This is a genomic window from Streptomyces sp. NPDC003027, from assembly GCF_053591435.1.
In genome coordinates this window covers 63,016-80,908 of record NZ_JBSFTU010000003.1, presented here as the reverse complement: position 1 = coordinate 80,908, position 17,893 = coordinate 63,016, and the positions used below count along the sequence as shown (strand labels likewise).

Annotated in this window: 12 protein-coding genes; 3 read left to right on the top strand and 9 right to left on the bottom strand. The window is 70.8% G+C overall.

Annotated elements, in window-relative coordinates:
• Positions 1 to 23: 23 nt before the first annotated feature.
• Positions 24 to 638 (bottom strand): YceI family protein, encoded by a 615-nt coding sequence (locus ACWDX6_RS03695; protein WP_451483298.1) that lies wholly within the window; start codon positions 636 to 638, stop codon positions 24 to 26.
• A gap of 201 nt (positions 639 to 839) precedes the next feature.
• Between ACWDX6_RS03695 and ACWDX6_RS03690 the strand changes: the two genes are divergently transcribed.
• The 3 genes from ACWDX6_RS03690 (at position 840) to ACWDX6_RS03680 (ending at position 6,768) form a co-directional block, all read left to right on the top strand.
• On the top strand, positions 840 to 4,730 hold the full coding sequence (locus tag ACWDX6_RS03690; RefSeq protein ID WP_451483297.1) for an endo-alpha-N-acetylgalactosaminidase family protein: 3,891 nt from the start codon (positions 840 to 842) through the stop codon (positions 4,728 to 4,730).
• A gap of 244 nt (positions 4,731 to 4,974) precedes the next feature.
• Positions 4,975 to 6,558 carry an acyl-CoA carboxylase subunit beta gene (locus tag ACWDX6_RS03685; protein ID WP_451483296.1) on the top strand — a complete coding sequence of 528 codons (1,584 nt, stop codon included), beginning with the start codon at positions 4,975 to 4,977 and terminating at the stop codon, positions 6,556 to 6,558.
• Positions 6,559 to 6,576: 18 nt separating this feature from the next.
• Positions 6,577 to 6,768 carry an acyl-CoA carboxylase subunit epsilon gene (locus tag ACWDX6_RS03680; RefSeq protein WP_451483494.1) on the top strand — a complete coding sequence of 64 codons (192 nt, stop codon included), beginning with the start codon at positions 6,577 to 6,579 and terminating at the stop codon, positions 6,766 to 6,768.
• A 157-nt stretch (positions 6,769 to 6,925) separates the two neighbouring features.
• On the opposite strand, the gene ACWDX6_RS03675 is transcribed toward ACWDX6_RS03680, so the two are convergent.
• From ACWDX6_RS03675 to ACWDX6_RS03640, 8 genes are all read right to left on the bottom strand, one after another.
• Positions 6,926 to 7,507: a GTP-binding protein gene (locus tag ACWDX6_RS03675; RefSeq protein ID WP_050791473.1), complete on the bottom strand. Its 582-nt coding sequence runs from the start codon at positions 7,505 to 7,507 to the stop codon at positions 6,926 to 6,928.
• Positions 7,488 to 8,063: a DUF742 domain-containing protein gene (locus tag ACWDX6_RS03670; protein WP_451483295.1), complete on the bottom strand. Its 576-nt coding sequence runs from the start codon at positions 8,061 to 8,063 to the stop codon at positions 7,488 to 7,490. Before ACWDX6_RS03670 ends, ACWDX6_RS03675 begins: the two co-directional genes overlap by 20 nt.
• Positions 8,064 to 8,156: 93 nt before the next feature.
• Entirely contained in the window at positions 8,157 to 8,570 is a 414-nt protein-coding gene (locus ACWDX6_RS03665; protein WP_005311461.1) for a roadblock/LC7 domain-containing protein, read from the bottom strand.
• A 7-nt stretch (positions 8,571 to 8,577) separates the two neighbouring features.
• Positions 8,578 to 11,793, bottom strand: a complete 3,216-nt coding sequence (locus tag ACWDX6_RS03660; protein WP_451483294.1) for a nitrate- and nitrite sensing domain-containing protein — start codon at positions 11,791 to 11,793, stop codon at positions 8,578 to 8,580.
• Positions 11,794 to 12,132: 339 nt separating this feature from the next.
• Positions 12,133 to 12,723: a GTP-binding protein gene (locus tag ACWDX6_RS03655; protein ID WP_356894194.1), complete on the bottom strand. Its 591-nt coding sequence runs from the start codon at positions 12,721 to 12,723 to the stop codon at positions 12,133 to 12,135.
• Positions 12,704 to 13,111 (bottom strand): DUF742 domain-containing protein, encoded by a 408-nt coding sequence (locus ACWDX6_RS03650; protein WP_356894192.1) that lies wholly within the window; start codon positions 13,109 to 13,111, stop codon positions 12,704 to 12,706. The genes ACWDX6_RS03655 and ACWDX6_RS03650 overlap by 20 nt, the downstream gene beginning before the upstream one ends.
• Before the next feature lie 127 nt (positions 13,112 to 13,238).
• Positions 13,239 to 13,652 (bottom strand): roadblock/LC7 domain-containing protein, encoded by a 414-nt coding sequence (locus tag ACWDX6_RS03645; RefSeq protein WP_030325548.1) that lies wholly within the window; start codon positions 13,650 to 13,652, stop codon positions 13,239 to 13,241.
• Between the two features lie 9 nt (positions 13,653 to 13,661).
• A complete protein-coding gene (locus tag ACWDX6_RS03640; RefSeq protein WP_451483293.1) occupies positions 13,662 to 17,366 on the bottom strand; it encodes a nitrate- and nitrite sensing domain-containing protein in 3,705 nt (1,234 codons plus the stop codon).
• Between the last annotated feature and the right edge of the window lie 527 nt (positions 17,367 to 17,893).

Sequence of the window (17,893 nt, the reverse complement as noted above, 5' to 3'; positions counted from 1 at the left end):
TGTGGCGGGGCGTCCCGGAGCGATCAGGCGGCGTTCCTGATCGCGGAGATGTCGAAGTTCAGCTTGACCTTGTCGCTGACCATGACGCCGCCGGTCTCCAGCGCCGCGTTCCACGTCAGGCCCCAGTCGGAGCGCAGGATCTCGGCCGAGCCCTCGAAGCCGACGCGCTCGTTGCCGTAGACGTCCGTGGCCGCGCCGTTGAACTCCAGGTCGATGGAGAGCGGGCGCGTGACGTCCTTGATCGTGAGGTCACCGGTGACGCGGTACAGGTCGCCGCCCAGCTGCTCGGCCCTGGTGGAGCGGAAGGACATCAGCGGGAAGCGCTCGGCGTCGAAGAAGTCGCCGCCGCGCAGGTGGCCGTCGCGGTCGGCGATGCCCGTGTCGATGGAGGCGATCTTGACGTCGATCGAGGCGGAGGAGGCGCCCGGGTTCGACCCGTCGAGCGTCAGCGTGCCCTCGTGCTCGGCGAAGCTGCCGCGCACATTGGTGACCATCGCGTGGCGGACGGTGAAGCCGATGCTGCTGTGGGCCGGGTCGATGGTGTAGTCGCCGGTCAGGGCGGCCAGGGCCGGGTCGACGGGGAGGGTGGCGACGGCGGTGGTGGCGGCGGTCTCGTTCCTGCGGCCGAAGATGCCCATGACGTACTCCTTGAGGGATCGCGGATGTTGTTTAAGCTTCAACAACAACGACCGTAACCCGATTCCGTTCAAGTTTCAACATCTTCGGCGAAGGATCACCCGGACGGCGCTTGGACTAACCGAAGAGGGTTGTTGGACTGGTGCGGCCCGCGGCCCGCGATCTCGTTGACGGTGCCGCGCGCCACGGGCCAACTAGGGGCCATGTCCCTCGCCAAGCCCCTCCCCAAGCCCCTTCCCCGGCCCGCGCCCGGGTCGCGACGTCTCCGCGCGGCCTGTGCCCTCGCCGCCGCCTCGTCCGTCGTGGTCGCCCTGGCGGGGCCGTCCCTCGCCGACGCCCCCGGCCCGCAGGCGGCCTCCTCCGCCGCCTCCGCCACGTCCCTCATCGGCTCCGACCAGCTCTCCGTCGCCGTCGCCCAGGACTTCCCGCGCGTCGTCTCGTACACCGACCGCGCGACCGGCGCCCGCCTCCTCGGCAGTACGGCCCCGGTGACCCGGATCGTCCTCAACGGCACGGCGTACGAGGTGGAAGCCACGTCCGCCCCCGTCCTCACCCCCGCCACCGCCGCGTACACCCTGGCCTTCCCCGCCCTGCCCGGAGTCGAGATCGACGCGACCCTGAGCGTCAGCGGCCGCGCCACTACCTTCAAGGTCACCACCGTCCGCGACACCGGGGCGTTCCGGGTCGGCACCCTCGACATACCCGGCCACGACCTCGTCTCCGTCGGCTCCTCCGACAGCGGCGCCGAGACCGCCTTCACCCGGCTCGACCCCGACTCCACCCGCACCGCCGACGTCTTCGCGAAGGTCACCGACGCCACACCCGCCGAGGCCGCCCCGACCGGCGCCAGCTACGCCATCGTCAACACCGGGTCCCTCGCCGCTGCCGTCGAGTCGAACTCCAGCTACGACAAGCCCTCCGGCCCGAGCGCCCGCGACGGCGCCCGCTTCTGGCACCAGGCGCGGAAGAACGGCGCCGAGACCCGCGTCGGCGTCTGGTCCGGCCAGTGGACCTACCGGGGCGCCGGCGCGCCCGCCCCCGAGAGCGGCGCCGACCTGCCCTGGGCCAAGGTCGTCGTCACCCCCGACGCCAACGCCGACGGGCGCACCGACTGGCAGGACGGCGCCCTGGCCTTCCCCGCGATCGGGATCAAGGCACCGGGCAGCGACGCGACCCCGGACCGGGTGATCGCGCACATCCCGTTCAACTTCGCCAGCAACGCCACCCACCCCTTCCTGCGCACCCTCGACGACGTCAAGCGCATCTCGCTCGCCACCGACGGCCTCGGCCAGTTCGCCCTGCTCAAGGGGTACGGCTCCGAGGGCCACGACTCCGCCCACCCCGACTACGGCGGCAACTACAACAAGCGCGCGGGCGGCCTCGACGACCTCAACACGCTGCTCAGGGAAGGCCGGAAGTGGGGCGCCGGCTTCGGCGTCCACGTCAACGCCACCGAGTCCTACCCGGAGGCGAGGAACTTCAGCGAGACCCTCGTCGACAAGACCAGGCCCGGCTGGAACTGGCTCAACCAGAGCTACTACATCGACCAGCGCCGGGACATCAACAGCGGCGACCTCGCCCGCCGCTTCCAGCAGCTGCGCGACGAGACCGACCCCAACCTGTCGATGCTCTACATCGACGTCTACTACACCCACGGCTGGATCGCGGACAAGACGATGCGGGCCGTGCGGGCACAGGGCTGGAACGTCGCCACCGAGTGGTCCGAGAAGTTCGAGCGCGCCTCCCTCTGGTCCCACTGGGCCAACGACCTGGACTACGGCGGCGCCACCAACAAGGGCCTGAACTCGCAGATCATCCGGTTCATCCGCAACGCCGAGAAGGACGTCTGGAACAACCACCCGGTCCTCGGCCAGACCGCCCTCGAAGACTTCGAAGGCTGGACCGGCGAGACGGACTGGAACCACTTCTACGCCAACATCTGGCAGAAGAACCTGCCCGCCAAATACCTCCAGCAGCAGAGGATCACCCGCTGGAACGGCAACGACCTCACCTTCACCGGCGGCGTTCGCGGCACCGTGGAGAACGGCCGCCGCACCTTCCACGACAACGGCCGCAAGGTCCTCGACGGCGAGACCTACCTCCTGCCCTGGGACGGCGGCAGGAAGCTCTACCACTACAACAAGGCGGGCGGCACGACCACTTGGGCGGTTGCGGGCACCGGCCCGTACACCGTCCACAAGCTCACCGACAACGGCCGGGTGAAGACCGCGACCGTACGGCCCGTCGGCGGGAGGATCACCCTCGACGCCGTCGCCGGACAACCCTACGTCCTCTACCCGCAGCGGGCACCCGAGCCGCGTGACCCGCGCTGGGGCGAGGGCACCCCGGTCAAGGACCCCGGCTTCAACGACCGGAACCTCGCCGCCTGGTCGAAGACCGGCACGGTCACCCGTGACACCGACGACCACGGCCGCAACAGCGCGAAGCTCACCGGATCGGCCACCACCTCCGTACGCCAGCAGCTCACCGGACTGACCCCCGGCAAGCGGTACACCGCCTCCGCCCTGATCGAGGTGGAGCCCGGGAAGACCCGCCCGACCACGCTCTCCGTCGCCGGCCGGTCCGTCACCGTCACGCGCTCGGCCCTCGAGGACCGGGTCGCCGCCTCCGACTGGAACGGCACCCGCCTCCAGCGCGCCAAGGTCACCTTCACCGCCCCGGCCGGCGGGACCGCGACCCTGAGGATCGAGGCCGCCGGCGGCAGCACCGCCACCGTCCGGGCCGACGACGTCCGCGTCGTGGCCAACGACCCGGCGACCAAGGCCGGCGCGGCGGTGTACGAGGACTTCGAGGCCGTCGACCAGGGCTGGGGCCCCTTCCTCAAGGGCGACTCCGGCGGTACGACCGACCCGCGCACCCACATCGCCCAACTGCACGCCCCCTACACGCAGTCCGGCTGGAACGGAAAGCTGATCGACGACGTCATCGGCGGCGCCGAGTCCCTCAAGTCGCACGACGAGAACACCGGCCTGGTCTACCGGACCGCGCCCTGGACCGTCCCCATGAAGGACGGGCACACCTACCGCGTGGAGTACGCCTACCAGTCCAGCCACGCGGGCGCCTACGAGTGGGTCACCGGGTACGACCGCGGGCACGGGAACGGCGCCTCCGTCGAGACCCGCAGGACCCCCCTCGGCGAGCAGCGGACCACCGGGCACTTCTCGGAGACGGTGACGGCCGGCTGCGGCGACACCTGGACCGGACTGCGCAAGCGCGGCGACGCGCCCGACGGAGCCGACTTCGTCCTCGACTCCTTCACCGTCACCGACCTGGGTCCGGCCGCGCGGAAGCCCGCCTGCGGCACGCTCGCCGTCACCGCCCCGGACGCCCTGGAGCCCGGCCGGGCCAACGAGGTCACGGCCACCTTCGCCAACGACGAGGCGGGCGCCGTCGGCGACGCCCGGGTGACGCTCACCCTCCCCGAGGGCTGGACCGCCGAGCCGGCCGCCCCCGTCGCCCTCCCGACGGTCGCGCCGGGCGCCAGGACCACAGCGAAGTGGAAGGTGACACCCCCGGCGGACGCCGCCCACCAGCCGTACCCCCTGGGCTCCACCGTCACGTACAGCGTCGGGGGAGAGGCCAGGAGGCTGACCGCCACCACCTCCGTCCGTACGCTGCCCCCGCCGCCCACCGCCGACAGCTGGGCGAGCGACCTGGACTGGACCTCGGCCACCAACGGCTGGGGACCGGTCGAGCGCGACCTCTCCAACGGCGAGACGGGCACCGGCGACGGCGGCCCACTGCGTATCGGGGGAGTGGCGTACGCCAAGGGCCTGGGCACCCACGCCCCGGCCCGGATCCGCTACCACCTCGGTGGCAGGTGCACCTCCCTCACCGCCGACGTCGGCGTGGACGACGTCCAGACGACCCGGGGCACCGTCCGCTTCAGCGTCCTCGCCGACGGTACGGAGAAGGCCGCCTCACCGGTCCTCGAGGCGACCGACCCGGCCTGGTCCCTCACCGCCGACGTCACGGGCGCCGCCTTCGTCGACCTCGTCGTCACGGACGGCGGCGACGGCAACGGCAACGACCACGCCGACTGGGGGAACGCCCGCTTCCGCTGCGGCGGCTGACCGGGCCCGGCCTCCGGGAATCTCCGGCGGGCCGGTACGGTGCCCGTACCGGCCCGAGCCACCCACCGCTGCCAAGGCCTTCGCCCAGGTGGGTTATGTGAGAATCCTACAAACACTAGGGGTCTCCCGCTGTCGACTCGCGCCGGGTGCGGCACGGTTCTGTCCAGCCCCACCAGGAATCGACGCGGGAGACTGTACGGAGTGGACGGCGGGATTTCCTTGGTCGACTTCGTAGGGTCGGTACATGACCGTTGTGGACCAGATCCCGAGCGAGCCGACCGACGCCCGTGGCCGTGTGGCCGAACTGGACGCCCTGCGCGACGAGGCCAGGCGTGGCCCGAGCGACCGAGCGACCGAGGCGCAGCACGCCAAGGGCAAGCTGACCGCCCGGGAGCGCATCGAGCTGCTGCTCGACCCGGGCTCCTTCCACGAGGTCGAGCAGCTGCGCCGGCACCGCGCCACCGGCTTCGGCCTGGAGGCCAAGAGGCCGTACACCGACGGTGTCGTCACCGGCTGGGGCACGGTTGAGGGCCGCACGGTCTTCGTCTACGCCCACGACTTCCGGATCTTCGGCGGCGCGCTGGGCGAGGCCCACGCCACCAAGATCCACAAGATCATGGACATGGCCATCGCGGCCGGCGCCCCGCTCGTCTCGCTGAACGACGGCGCGGGCGCCCGGATCCAGGAGGGCGTCTCCGCCCTCGCCGGCTACGGCGGCATCTTCCAGCGCAACACTCGCGCCTCGGGCGTCATCCCGCAGATCAGCGTGATGCTCGGCCCGTGCGCCGGCGGCGCGGCCTACAGCCCCGCCCTCACCGACTTCGTCTTCATGGTCCGCGAGACCTCGCAGATGTTCATCACGGGACCGGACGTCGTCAAGGCCGTCACCGGTGAGGAGATCACCCAGAACGGCCTCGGCGGCGCCGATGTCCACGCCGAGACCAGCGGCGTCGCGCACTTCGCGTACGACGACGAGGAGACCTGCATCGCCGAGGTGCGCTACCTCCTGTCGATGCTCCCGCAGAACAACCGCGAGAACCCGCCGACCGTCGCCTCCGAGGACCCGGCCGACCGCCGCTCGGACGTCCTGCTCGACCTGGTGCCCGCCGACGGCAACCGTCCGTACGACATGCACAAGGTGATCGAGGAGCTCGTCGACGACGGCGACTACCTGGAGATCCACGAGCGCTGGGCCCGCAACATCATCTGCGCGCTGGCCCGGTTCGACGGCCAGGTCGTCGGCATCGTCGCCAACCAGCCGCAGTCGCTGGCGGGCGTCCTGGACATCGAGGCGTCCGAGAAGGCCGCACGATTCGTCCAGATGTGCGACGCTTTCAATATCCCGATCATCACTCTTCTGGACGTACCCGGCTTCCTGCCGGGCGTCGACCAGGAGCACGGTGGAATCATCCGCCACGGCGCGAAGCTGCTGTACGCGTACTGCAACGCGACCGTGCCCCGGATCTCGCTGATCCTGCGCAAGGCGTACGGCGGCGCCTACATCGTCATGGACTCCCAGTCCATCGGCGCCGACCTGACGTACGCCTGGCCCACCAACGAAATCGCGGTGATGGGCGCCGAAGGTGCCGCCAACGTCATCTTCCGCAAGCAGATCGCCGAGGCCGAGGACTCCGAGGCCATGCGGGCCCGCATGGTCAAGGAGTACAAGGCCGAGCTGATGCACCCCTACTACGCCGCGGAGCGCGGCCTGGTCGACGACGTGATCGACCCCGCCGAGACGCGGGAGGTCCTCATCCGGTCCCTCGCCATGCTCCGCACCAAGCACGCCGACCTGCCGTCCCGCAAGCACGGCAACCCGCCTCAGTAAGAGGAGACCTTCGTGACCATGCCCGCCAACCTTCTCCGAGTCGAGAAGGGCCACGCCGACCCCGAGGAGCTGGCCGCCATCACCGCGGTCCTGCTCGCCCGCGCGGCCGCCCAGCCCGCCGACGCCACGACGTCCGCCCGCTCCACGGCCGGCTGGCGCCGCCTGGAGCGCCAGTCGGGCTTCCGCCCCTCCCACTCCTGGCAGGGCTGAGCCCGCAGGGCACCGAAGGCCCCCCGCTCCGTGAGGAGCAGGGGGCCTTCGCCGTACCCGGTCATGCGCCCCCGCGCCGGTACGCGCCCCCGCGGACGCCAGGAAGCCCCGCGCACCGGACGGTGCGGCGGGGCTTCTTCACACCTCGCGGTGGGACTTACCGAAGGCGGGCCATCAGAGCGTGCTCCACCAGCGTGATCAGCGCGCTCTTGGCGTCCGCGCGGTGGCGGGCGTCGGTGGTGATGATGGGGGTGTCCGGGCCGATCTGCAGCGCCTCGCGGACTTCCTCCGGGTTGTACGGCTGGTGGCCGTCGAAGCCGTTCAGCGCGATGACGAACGGCAGGCCGCTGTTCTCGAAGTAGTCGACCGCGGGGAAGCAGTCGGCGAGCCGCCGGGTGTCCACGAGCACGACGGCGCCGATGGCGCCGCGGACCAGGTCGTCCCACATGAACCAGAAGCGGTCCTGGCCCGGGGTACCGAAGAGGTACAGGATCAGGTCCTGGTCCAGGGTGATACGGCCGAAGTCCATCGCGACAGTCGTCGTCGTCTTGTCGCCGGTGTGCGTGAGGTCGTCGATGCCCGCCGACGCAGACGTCATCACGGCCTCGGTACGCAGCGGGTTGATCTCCGAGACGGCGCCGACGAACGTGGTCTTGCCCACGCCGAAGCCACCCGCCACCACGATCTTCGCGCTGGTGGTTGAACGGGCCGCGCCGCCGCTAGAGCTTGCGAAGTCCACTGAGCACCCTTTCGAGCAGTGTCACGTCTGGCTGACCGCCGGCGGCTTCGTCGCCGCCGGGCTGGTGGATGGCGACAAGTCCGGCCTCGGCCAGGTCGGCGACGAGAATCCGGGCAACGCCGAGGGGGATGGAGAGGAGCGCCGAGATCTCGGCGACCGACTTGATCTCGAAGCAGAGCCGGCAGATCCGCTGGTGCTCGGGCAACTGCCCCTGCAGCCGGGACGGATCGGCCGTCGTACTGACCAGCGCCTCGATGGCGAGCTGGTAACGCGGCCGGGTCCGGCCGCCGGTCATCGCGTAGGGACGCACGAGCGGGTTGTGCACACCCGGACCGGCCGAACCGCCCGAACCACCCGAACCGCTCGGACGACGCGCGGCGCTCGGCGCGCTCGGCGCGCTCACGGGCGACGGCTGGGCCTGCGGCTGCTGATAGGGCTGCTGTGCACCCTGTCTGCTCGGTGCGGAGGGAAAGTTGAACCGGTTCTGCGCCGTGTCTCCGTGCGGCTGCTGCGCCTCAAAACCGTTGTAAGGGCGTCCGCCCGGGGGTGTTCCCACGTCTCCTCCTCCGACTGCCTCGCGGTCCATGTCCCTGTGGAGCCGCGCCACCGCACCTTACGGTGCGGTGGCGAGATACGCACTGTCTGTCTGTTAGTTGAGCAGACTTCCCTGAAGCTCCGCCCGGAGGTCAGGAGTCAGCACGCTGCCCGCACGGTCGACGAGCAGCGCCATCTCGTAGCCCACGAGACCGATGTCCGCCTCCGGGTGCGCGAGTACGGCCAGCGAGGAGCCGTCCGAGATCGACATGATGAAGAGGAAGCCGCGCTCCATCTCCACGACGGTCTGGTTGACCGCACCACCCTCGAAGATCCGGGACGCGCCCGCGGTCAGCGAGGTCAGTCCGGAGGCGACGGCCGCCAGCTGGTCGGCTCGGTCCCGGGGGAAACCCTCGGACATCGCCAGCAGGAGTCCGTCGGCGGAGACCACCACCGTGTGGGACACCCCGGGGGTGTTGTCCACGAAGTTGGTGATCAACCAGTTCAGATTCTGCGCCGCCTGGCTCATGCTCACACTAACGCTCCTGGTTGTAGGTACTGCCCGGGCCGAGGCCCGATCCGTTCGTGTCCGTTCCCGCGGTGCGTCCCTGCTGGACGCCACGGCGCAGGTTGCTCAACCTGCCTCGCACGTCCTCGGGGGCGCGGGAGACCTGGGGGCCACCCTGCGGGGTCTGCTCCGCCGTCCCCTCGACCAGATTGGCCTTCGGGACGCGCCGCGGAAGGCCGGAGGAGGTGACCCCGCCCGCCTTCGGCTCGCGGAGCTTCTCGGCCCGCATCCAGCGCTCGTCGTTGGTCGAGCGCCATTCCTCGGTGCCGTCGGCTTCGTTCTGCTGCGCCGGCTGCGGGGCCGCCCGCGTGGGCAGCGGCTGCTGCGCGGGCTGAGGCGCCTGCGCGGCCGTGCTGCCACGGAGCGGCAGACCGGCGTCGGTCAGCGCGTGGCCGGCGTCCGGGGCCGGGTTCGGCGTGGGACCCGGACGGTCGAAGCCTACGCGGTCAGGAGCCTGTTCGGGAGCGTCCGAAGCAGATTCCGCTTCCGCCTGGTACTGCTGCTCGTAGCCACCCTGGTACGCGCCCTGATCCGCCCACTCGCCCTGCTGGGACTGGGCGTCATAGCCGCCGTCGTACTGCGCCTGAGCGTTGTCCCCACCCTGGTAGGCGGCTTCCGCATAGCCGGACTGCGCGGCCTGTCCGTAGTCGCCGACGGGCTGGGCGTACTCGTCGTAGCCCTGCTGCGGGTAGTCGTAGCCGCCGTGCTGCTGAGCCTGCTGACCGAAGTCGGCCGCGTACTCCTGTACGTACCCCTGCTCCGGTGCGTACTCCTGCTCCTGCTCGTGCTGTACGTACCCCTGCTGCTCCGGGTCGAGCTCGTCCCGGAACAGCGGACGGTCGCCGCCCTGCGCCTGCGCCTCCAGCGCGGCCCGCCGCTCCTCGCGCAGCAGCGAACGGTTGACCGGGTCGAGCGGCCGGCCCTCGCCGGGCTGCTCGTAGCGGGAGTCGTCGAAGCCGAGCTCGGCCGCGGTCCGCATCGGCTGCTGCACGGGCTCGAAGGACTGCGTCTGCTGCTGCGGGATCATCTGCGAGACGGTGAAGTCGTCCTGCGGCAGCGCCTCGCCACCGCCACCGTGGGTGATCGCGTCCGGCAGCATGACCAGCGAGGTCGTACCGGCCTGCTCGCCCGAGGGACGCAGCTGGACCCGGATGCCGTGCCGGTCGGCCAGTCGGCCGACCACGAACAGGCCCATGCGCTGCGAGACGGCGGCGTCCACGGTGGGCGGGTTCGCCAGCTTGTGGTTGATGTCCGCGAAGTCCTCGGCGGTGAGACCGATGCCCTTGTCGTGGATCTCGACCATCACCCGGCCGTCGGGCAGCCGGGTGGCCGTGACGCGGACCTTCGTCTGCGGCGAGGAGAACGTGGTGGCGTTCTCCAGGAGCTCGGCGAGCAGGTGCACGAGGTCGGTCACGGCCTGGCCGTGGATCTCCGCCTCCGGGACACCGGCCAGCTCGATGCGCTCGTACTGCTCCACCTCGGAGGAGGCGGCGCGCATCACGTCGACCAGCGGCACCGGCTGGTCCCAGCGGCGGCCGGGCTCCTCGCCGGCGAGGACGAGGAGGTTCTCGCCGTTGCGCCGCATACGGGTGGCCAGGTGGTCCAGCTTGAAGAGGTTCTCCAGCTGGTCCGGGTCCGCCTCGTTGTTCTCCAGGTCGGTGATGAGGGTCAGCTGGCCCTCGATCAGCGACTGGTTGCGGCGCGAGAGGTTGGTGAAGATCGCGTTGACGTTGCCGCGGAGCATGGCCTGCTCGGCGGCGAGCCGGACGGCCTCGCGGTGGACCTGGTCGAAGGCGCGGGCGACCTCGCCGATCTCGTCCTGGGAGTCGATCGGGATGGGCTGGACGCGGGTGTCGACCCGGCCGGGTTCGGTGCGGGAGAGCTGGTCGACCAGCATCGGCAGGCGCTGCTCGGCGATGCCGAAGGCGGCGGTGCGCAGCTGCTGCATCGAGCGGCTCATCTGCCGGGCCATCATCCCGGCCAGGATGAACGCGGCGAGCAGCGCGATGACGACGATGCCACCGTTGAGGAAGGCGTCCGTCCGGGCGTCGTCGGAGATCGCGGAGGCCTCGTTCACGGCCTTGTCGACGAGCTCCTTCTCGACCTCGGTGTAGCCGTCGAACTTGGCGGTGGCCGCACCCATCCAGGTCTCGGGGGTGACGTCCTGCTTGCGCAGGTCCTCGATCGCGTCGGCGTCCTCGGCCGAACCGATCGCCTTCGCCATCCCGGTGTAGACCGAGCCGTCCTCCGTGCCCTTGGGCGGGTTCAGGTCGGCGGCCTCGAGCTTCTTGGCGCCCTCGGTGGCCTTCTCGGTCATGACCTGCTTCAGACGGTCCACATCCGCCTGGGTGCCGCCGGACTGGTACTCGCCGAGGGCGATCTGCTCCAGGTAGTTGTACGAGTTGAACGCCACCGACTGCTGGGCGAAGACCGCGTCCGACTTGCTGGGGCGCACCAGGAGCTGCATGCCGATCGAGCGCTGCAGCGACTCGGCGGCCTTGGCGAGCTGGATGGCGTAGACGGTACGGCCGTAGCTGGTGATGTTGCCCGTACCGAGCCCGAGCTCGTTGGAGAACTCCATCAGGTAGTGCTGGACGTCGGTGTACCCGAGCTGGGTCTGCACCGGGTCCATGGCCTTGGTGTACGCGACCTCGCGAAGCTTCTTGAGGTTCGGCTCCTTGTCCTTGAACAGCTTCAGGCGGCGCTCCAGGCCCTCGCCCTCCGGCATGTCCTTGGTGGCCTGCTCGAACTTCACCGCGGCGGCGTCGCTGGCGGCGTACGCCTGCGCGACCTCCTGGCTCTCGCGGTCCTTCGCGGAGGTGGCCTTCAGGAGCGGAGCGGCCGTGAGGTCGCGCTCGTTCAGCAGGGCCTGGCTGTACTCCGAGGCGGCGCGCACGATGAGCGCCGTCTTCTCGGCGTTCTGCGCCTCCTGCCAGGTGTCGATCGACCCCTTCACCTGGAAGCCGCCCATGACGAGGCCGACCAGCACGGGTATGAGGAGGATGGCGTTCAGCCTGGTGGGTACACGCCAGTTGCGCGGGGACAGCTTGCTGGAGCTGCCCTTGCGGGCCGGGGGCGGGACAGGCGTGGCAGCGATGTCGGCGGGAGACGCCACCGTGCGCGCAGGCGGTGTGAAGTTGCCTCGCGCCTGCTGCTCCGCGGAGCTTTCCTTGCTTCGCCTCACTCGACCAACAACCTCTCGGCGTCGGCACCTACGTTGTGCCGGTGTTTCTGTCAGGGCCGTACTACTCGGGAGTTCATGAATTGCAGCACGTGAAGGGGGTCCCCTCCAAACAGCGCTGAGCGGGCGCTTTCACGACTCGAGGCCGAAGATAAAACGGGCATAAAGAACGAGCCCCGTCAAAAGGCGGGGCTCATGTGAGCACAGTGGTACCGAACGGATGCGTCGGGTGTCCGTGGCTCACCAATTCTCTGTCGAAACGTTATGAACGCGAGGGCGGACCGTGTCAAAGGACACAGGCCGCCCCCAGAGAGGCGTACGACAACTGCCGTATGCGTTCGCCTACTTGAGTCGCGCCATCAGAGCGTGCTCCACCAGCGTGATCAGCGCGCCCTTGGCGTCCGCGCGGTGGCGGGCGTCGGTGGTGATGATCGGCGTGCCCGGTCCGATCTGCAGCGCCTCGCGGACCTCGTCCGGAGTGTACGGCTGGTGGCCCTCGAAGCCGTTCAGCGCGATGACGAACGGCAGGCCGCTGTTCTCGAAGTAGTCGACCGCGGGGAAGCAGTCGGCGAGCCGCCGCGTGTCCACGAGCACGACGGCGCCGATGGCGCCGCGGACCAGGTCGTCCCACATGAACCAGAAGCGGTCCTGGCCCGGCGTACCGAAGAGGTACAGGATCAGGTCCTGGTCCAGCGTGATGCGGCCGAAGTCCATCGCCACCGTCGTGGTGGTCTTGTCCCCGGTGTGCGTGAGGTCGTCGATGCCGGCCGAGGCCGAGGTCATCACGGCCTCGGTACGCAGCGGGTCGATCTCCGAGACGGCGCCGACGAACGTGGTCTTGCCCACGCCGAAGCCACCCGCCACCACGATCTTGGCGCTGGTGGTCGCCCGGCCCTGGGAGCCGGTACCGCCGTCAGATCTTGCGAAGTCCACTGAGCACCCTTTCGAGCAGTGTCACGTCCGGCGTGCCGCCGGTCTCTCCGTTGCCCGGCTGGTGGATCGCCACCATGCCCGCCTCCGCCAGGTCGGCGACGAGGATCCGGGCGACACCGAGCGGCATCGACAGCAGGGCCGAGACCTCGGCCACCGACTTGACCTCACGGCACAGGTGGCAGATCCGCTGGTGCTCGGGGAGCAGACTGGCGAGGTGCGCCGGGTCGGCCGTGGTGCTGACCAGCGCCTCGATGGCGAGCTGGTAACGCGGCCGGGTCCGGCCGCCGGTCATCGCATACGGACGTACCAGCGGCTGGTCGCCCTCATATCCGTACGACTCGTCGAGTGAGGCGCCGTACGGATCGTGAGAGGCGGGGGGCGGGGTCATGAATCCTCCGGGCGTGACAGCAAGAAGTCTGCCGTCTGATGGGGCCGGTGGGGGGCCGAATGGGGGCGGCCGGACGGTGTGTGTGCCCGGTGCGGTACGGAGGGGCGTACCGCGCCGTCGGGCGGGGCTAGTGGAGCAGGCTGCCCTGGAGCTCCGCACGGAGGTCCGGGGTGAGGACACTGCCGGCCCGGTCGACCAGCAGCGTCATCTCGTAGCCCACGAGGCCGATGTCGCACTCCGGGTGCGCGAGCACGGCCAGCGAGGAGCCGTCGGAGACGGACATCAGGAAGAGGAAGCCGCGCTCCATCTCCACGACGGTCTGTGCGACCGGGCCGCCCTCGAAGATGCGGGACGCGCCCGCGGTCAACGAGGTCAGTCCGGACGCGACCGCCGCCAGCTGATCGGCACGGTCACGGGGAAACCCTTCCGACATGGCCAGCAGCAGGCCGTCGGCGGAGACCACCACCGTGTGGGACACCCCGGGGGTGTTGTCCACGAAGTTGGTGATCAACCAGTTCAGATTCTGCGCCGCCTGGCTCATCGCGCTCAACTAACGCTCCTGCTGGTGGGTCGGGCCGAGGTGGTGGTTACCCGTGGTCGAGTTACCGGCCTGGCGGCCCTGTTGGATACCGCGGCGCAGATTGGTGAGCCGCCCGCGGACGTCGTCGGGTGCACGCGAGACCTGGGGGCCGGCCGTGTGGGCCTGCTCCTGTGCGGTCCCGGGTACGAGGTTGGCGCGCGGCACCCGCCGCGGCAGCCCCGAGGTGGTGACACCGCCGGCCGCGGGCTTGCGCACCCGCTCGGCCTGGCGCACCAACTCGTCGTTGGGGGAGGTCCGCCAGGAGGCGGGGGCGGCCTGCTGGCCGCCGTCGCCGCCCTGGGGGGCGGAGGGACGCCGCGGCGCCGGAGCGGCGGACGGCTGCGGCACGACCGGGGTCTGCATGGTCTGCTCGGCGTCCGGGACCCGGCCGCCGTCCTGCCGGCCCTGCTCCTGGGCCTGACCGTGGAACCAGTTGGTCTCCAGCGTGTCGTACAGCGGCGTACGGCCGTCGCCCGACCCGCTCGCCGGAGGCAGGGCCTCGGGCTGACGGGGCTGCTGCACCTGGGGCTGCTGAGACTGCTGGGGCTGCTGCGGCAGGCTTCCGGCCGGGCGCGGGGCGCCGTAGTCGGAGCCGCCCCGGCGCGGGGCCGGGCCCTGCTGCTGGGGGGCCTGCTGCTGGTAGCCCTGCGGTGCCTGCTGCTGCGCGCCGAAGTCGGGGCGCGCGAACTGGGCGGTGGCCGCCGGGTCCTGCGCCGGGGGCTGGTACGCCTGGGGCGACTGCTGGGGAGCCTGCGGACGGCCGCCGAGGTCCGGGCCCGTGAACCCGCCGGTGGAACCGGGGGCCTGGGGCGACGCCGGACGGGCGTACCGGCCCGTGGTCTCCGGCTCCTCGTGGCCGCGCGGCGCGTCCAGCGGGGACGGCTCCTGCCGCGGGCGGCGGACCGGCTGCGCCTGGTCGGTGCCCCAGCTCGCGGCCTGCGGACGCTGCTGCTGCGGGGCGCCGCCGGGGAGTTCGGCGCGCGGGTTCTGGCCGGGACGAGCGCCACCCTGCTGCCCCTGGCCCTGCTGGCCCGGGTGGTGCTGCTGCGACTGCGGAGGCTGCGGGGGCTGGCCCTGGCTGTTCTGGTTGCTCTTGTTGCCCTGGCCGCCCCAGACGTCCGTACGGGACGGGATGGCCCGCTGGGCCCCGCCGCCGAGACCGCCGGCGGCGGGGCGCTGCGGCTCCGCGGAGACCTGCGGCATCTGGGCGGTCTGCGCCGGCTGGGGGGCGGGCGCGGGGGCCTGGTGCTGCCCCTGACCCTGCGGAGCACCGTCCCGGCCGGGCAGCGCGGCCCGCGGACCGTTGCCCGCGCCGACCTGGCCACGCGCGCCGCCCGCACCGGCACCGCCGCCGAGGAGGCCGGCGGGGGCGGACGGGGAGCCGAGACCGGGACGGCCACCACCGGCGCCGCCGGGGCCGCCGGCCGCACCGGGGCCACCGGGGAGCCGGCCGCCGGGAGCGGAGGGACCCTGCGGCATCGCGCCCTGGCCGCCGGAACCCGCCTTGGGCACCGGCTTCTTGCCGCCCTGGGCGACATCGACGGGGAGCATGACGAGCGCGGTGGTACCGCCCGAGTCGGAGGGGCGCAGCTGGATCCGGATGCCGTGCCGCAGGGACAGGCGGCCGACCACGAACAGGCCCATGCGGCGGGAGACCGAGACGTCCACGGTGGGCGGCGAGGCGAGCCGCTCGTTGATCGCGGCGAGGTCCTCGGGGGAGAGGCCGATGCCGGTGTCGTGGATCTCGACGAGCACGCGGCCGTCGGGCAGCGCGTGACCGGTGACCCGGACCTTGGTCTGCGGCGAGGAGAACGACGTGGCGTTCTCCAGCAGCTCGGCGAGGAGGTGCACGAGGTCGTTGACGACCCGGCCGGCGACCTCGGTCCCCGGGACGGAGGACAGTTCGATGCGCTCGTACTGCTCCACCTCGGAGGCGGCGGCGCGCAGCACGTCGACCAGCGGGACCGGGCGGGTCCAGCGACGCCCCGGTTCCTCACCGGCGAGGACGAGGAGGTTCTCGCCGTTACGCCGCATGCGGGTGGCGAGGTGGTCGAGCTTGAAGAGCGAGGAGAGCTGGTCCGGGTCGGCTTCGCGGGACTCCAGCTCGGAGATGAGCGAGAGCTGACGCTGGATCAGACCCTGGGAGCGGCGCGAGAGGTTGGTGAACATCGCGTTGACGTTGCCCCGCAGCAGAGCCTGCTCGGCGGCGAGGCGGACCGCCTCGCGGTGCACGTCGTCGAAGGCCGCGGCCACCTGGCCGATCTCGTCCCGGGAGTGCACACCGACGGACTCTACGGAGGTGTCGACGTCCTGGGGGTCGGCCTCGGAGAGCTGCTTGACGAGCTCGGGCAGACGTTCCTGGGCGACCTTGGTGGCGGTGTCCTGGAGCCGGCGCAGCGAGCGGATCATGGACCGGGCCACGACGAAGGCGCCGATGAGGGAGACACCGAGGACGAGGACGATCAAGGCACCGTTGATGATCGCTTCGCGCTGCGACTCCTGGCGCAGCTCACGGGCCTTCTCCTCCATCTGGCCGAGGAGGTGGGCCTCGATGAGACTCATCGTCTCGAGCTTGGTGCCGTACTCGTCCGTGAAGTTCAGGTGGCCGCGGGGCGTGCGGCTCTCCATGCCGGAGTCGTTGCTCAGCACCCGGTCGGCGTACTTGTCGGCGGCGTCGATCGACGGGTTGCCGGTGGTGAGCGGGGCGGTCAGGTCGTCGGCGTCGCCGCCGGCCGACTCGTAGATGGACGAGAAGGCCTTGAGCTCGACGTTCTCGCCGCGCTGGGCGGCGTAGCCGTAGAGGCGGTCGCCCGGCTCCAGCTTGCCCGGCCTGCTGTCGCTGGAGGGGAGCGCTGCGGCGATGATCGCCTGCTGGATGGAGGCGTACTCCTTGGCGGACGAGAACGCCGCGAGCGCCCGGGTCCGCTTGATCATCTCCGGGTTGCTGGTCGCCTGCGCCATGTCCTGGGAGAGGCTCAGCAGCGAACGGATCAGCCGGCTGTACGCCTCGACCGTCACCGAGTGGGCGACGCCGGGCTTGTAGGCGTCCTGCCGGATGCCGCCGATCAGGACGACCTGGGACGCGATCTGGCTGACGTTCTGGCGGATGCCCTGCAGGGCCTCGTCGCCCTCCGACGCAGGGATCTCCGCGGTGGCGTCCATGAACGCCTTCTGGGCGCGGTCCGTCTTCTTGCGGGGGTTGGCGACCTGGTAGTCGCTGGCCGACTTCCGGTTCGCCAGCGGACCCGCGGACAGGTCGCGCTCCTCCTGGAGGGCCTCGGCGAGCTTCGTCGCGTCCTTGGTCAGCTTGGTGAGCAGCTGCATGTGCTCCAGCTGCTCCATGTCCTGGAGCGACTCACTGATCCGGATGCCGCCCAGGCTGGTGGCCGCCACCACGGGAAGGGTCAGCAGAGCGACCAGGCGCGTCGAGATGCGCCAGTTCCGCAGGGCTATTCGCGGCCCGGCGTCGACCTCGGCCTTCAGCTGGGGCACCGCCGCGGACTCGGCGGCGGGCTTCGCGGCACCCTTGCGCGCGGCGCCGTCACCACCCTCGGAGGCCGGTCCCTGCGCCTGGTTCTGGGCGTGCTGGGCCGAGGAACCGCGGTCGGTCCCGGCAGCGCGCTCCTGCTCCGCCGCAGCATCCCCTCGGCCCTGACGGGCCTGGGGGGACCCCATGCCATCCCTCTTGAAACGTCCCTGCACTAGCGTCGCAACCTCTGGACCAGGCGTCCTTCCGCGTGAGCGGAACAGACGGTGTCGGCGTCGTGGGACACGAGTGCGCCCCATGGTGGTCGTCGGTGACCGGCGCAGATCCCCCTTCCCGCCGCTCACCCGGCGCTGCGTTGCGCCCCTGCGCGCCGGCTTGAAACCCGCGCGGTGCGTGGAATTCCAGCACAGTGCCGGATCTCCAACAAGAGCCGCGTCTCGGGCCACCTACGGGATAACAAACCGTGAACATTCTGTCACCCGACGTAGAACATGATCATGGAGGAATCGGACTTATTACCTCCAAAGGCTTACGCGGGCCGAGTGTCCCAGTCGCGATGATCAGGAGCGGAATGAAGCGTTCAGCTACGCATTGTCCGTTTCCGTGACCTCTGAAGGCGGTCCGTAATGCCTGGATTTGCCCACTCATTGGTGAGCAAACTCACACCCGAATCGCTGTCTGAGCCATGCATTCGAAGGGAATGGGGCGTTTAGCC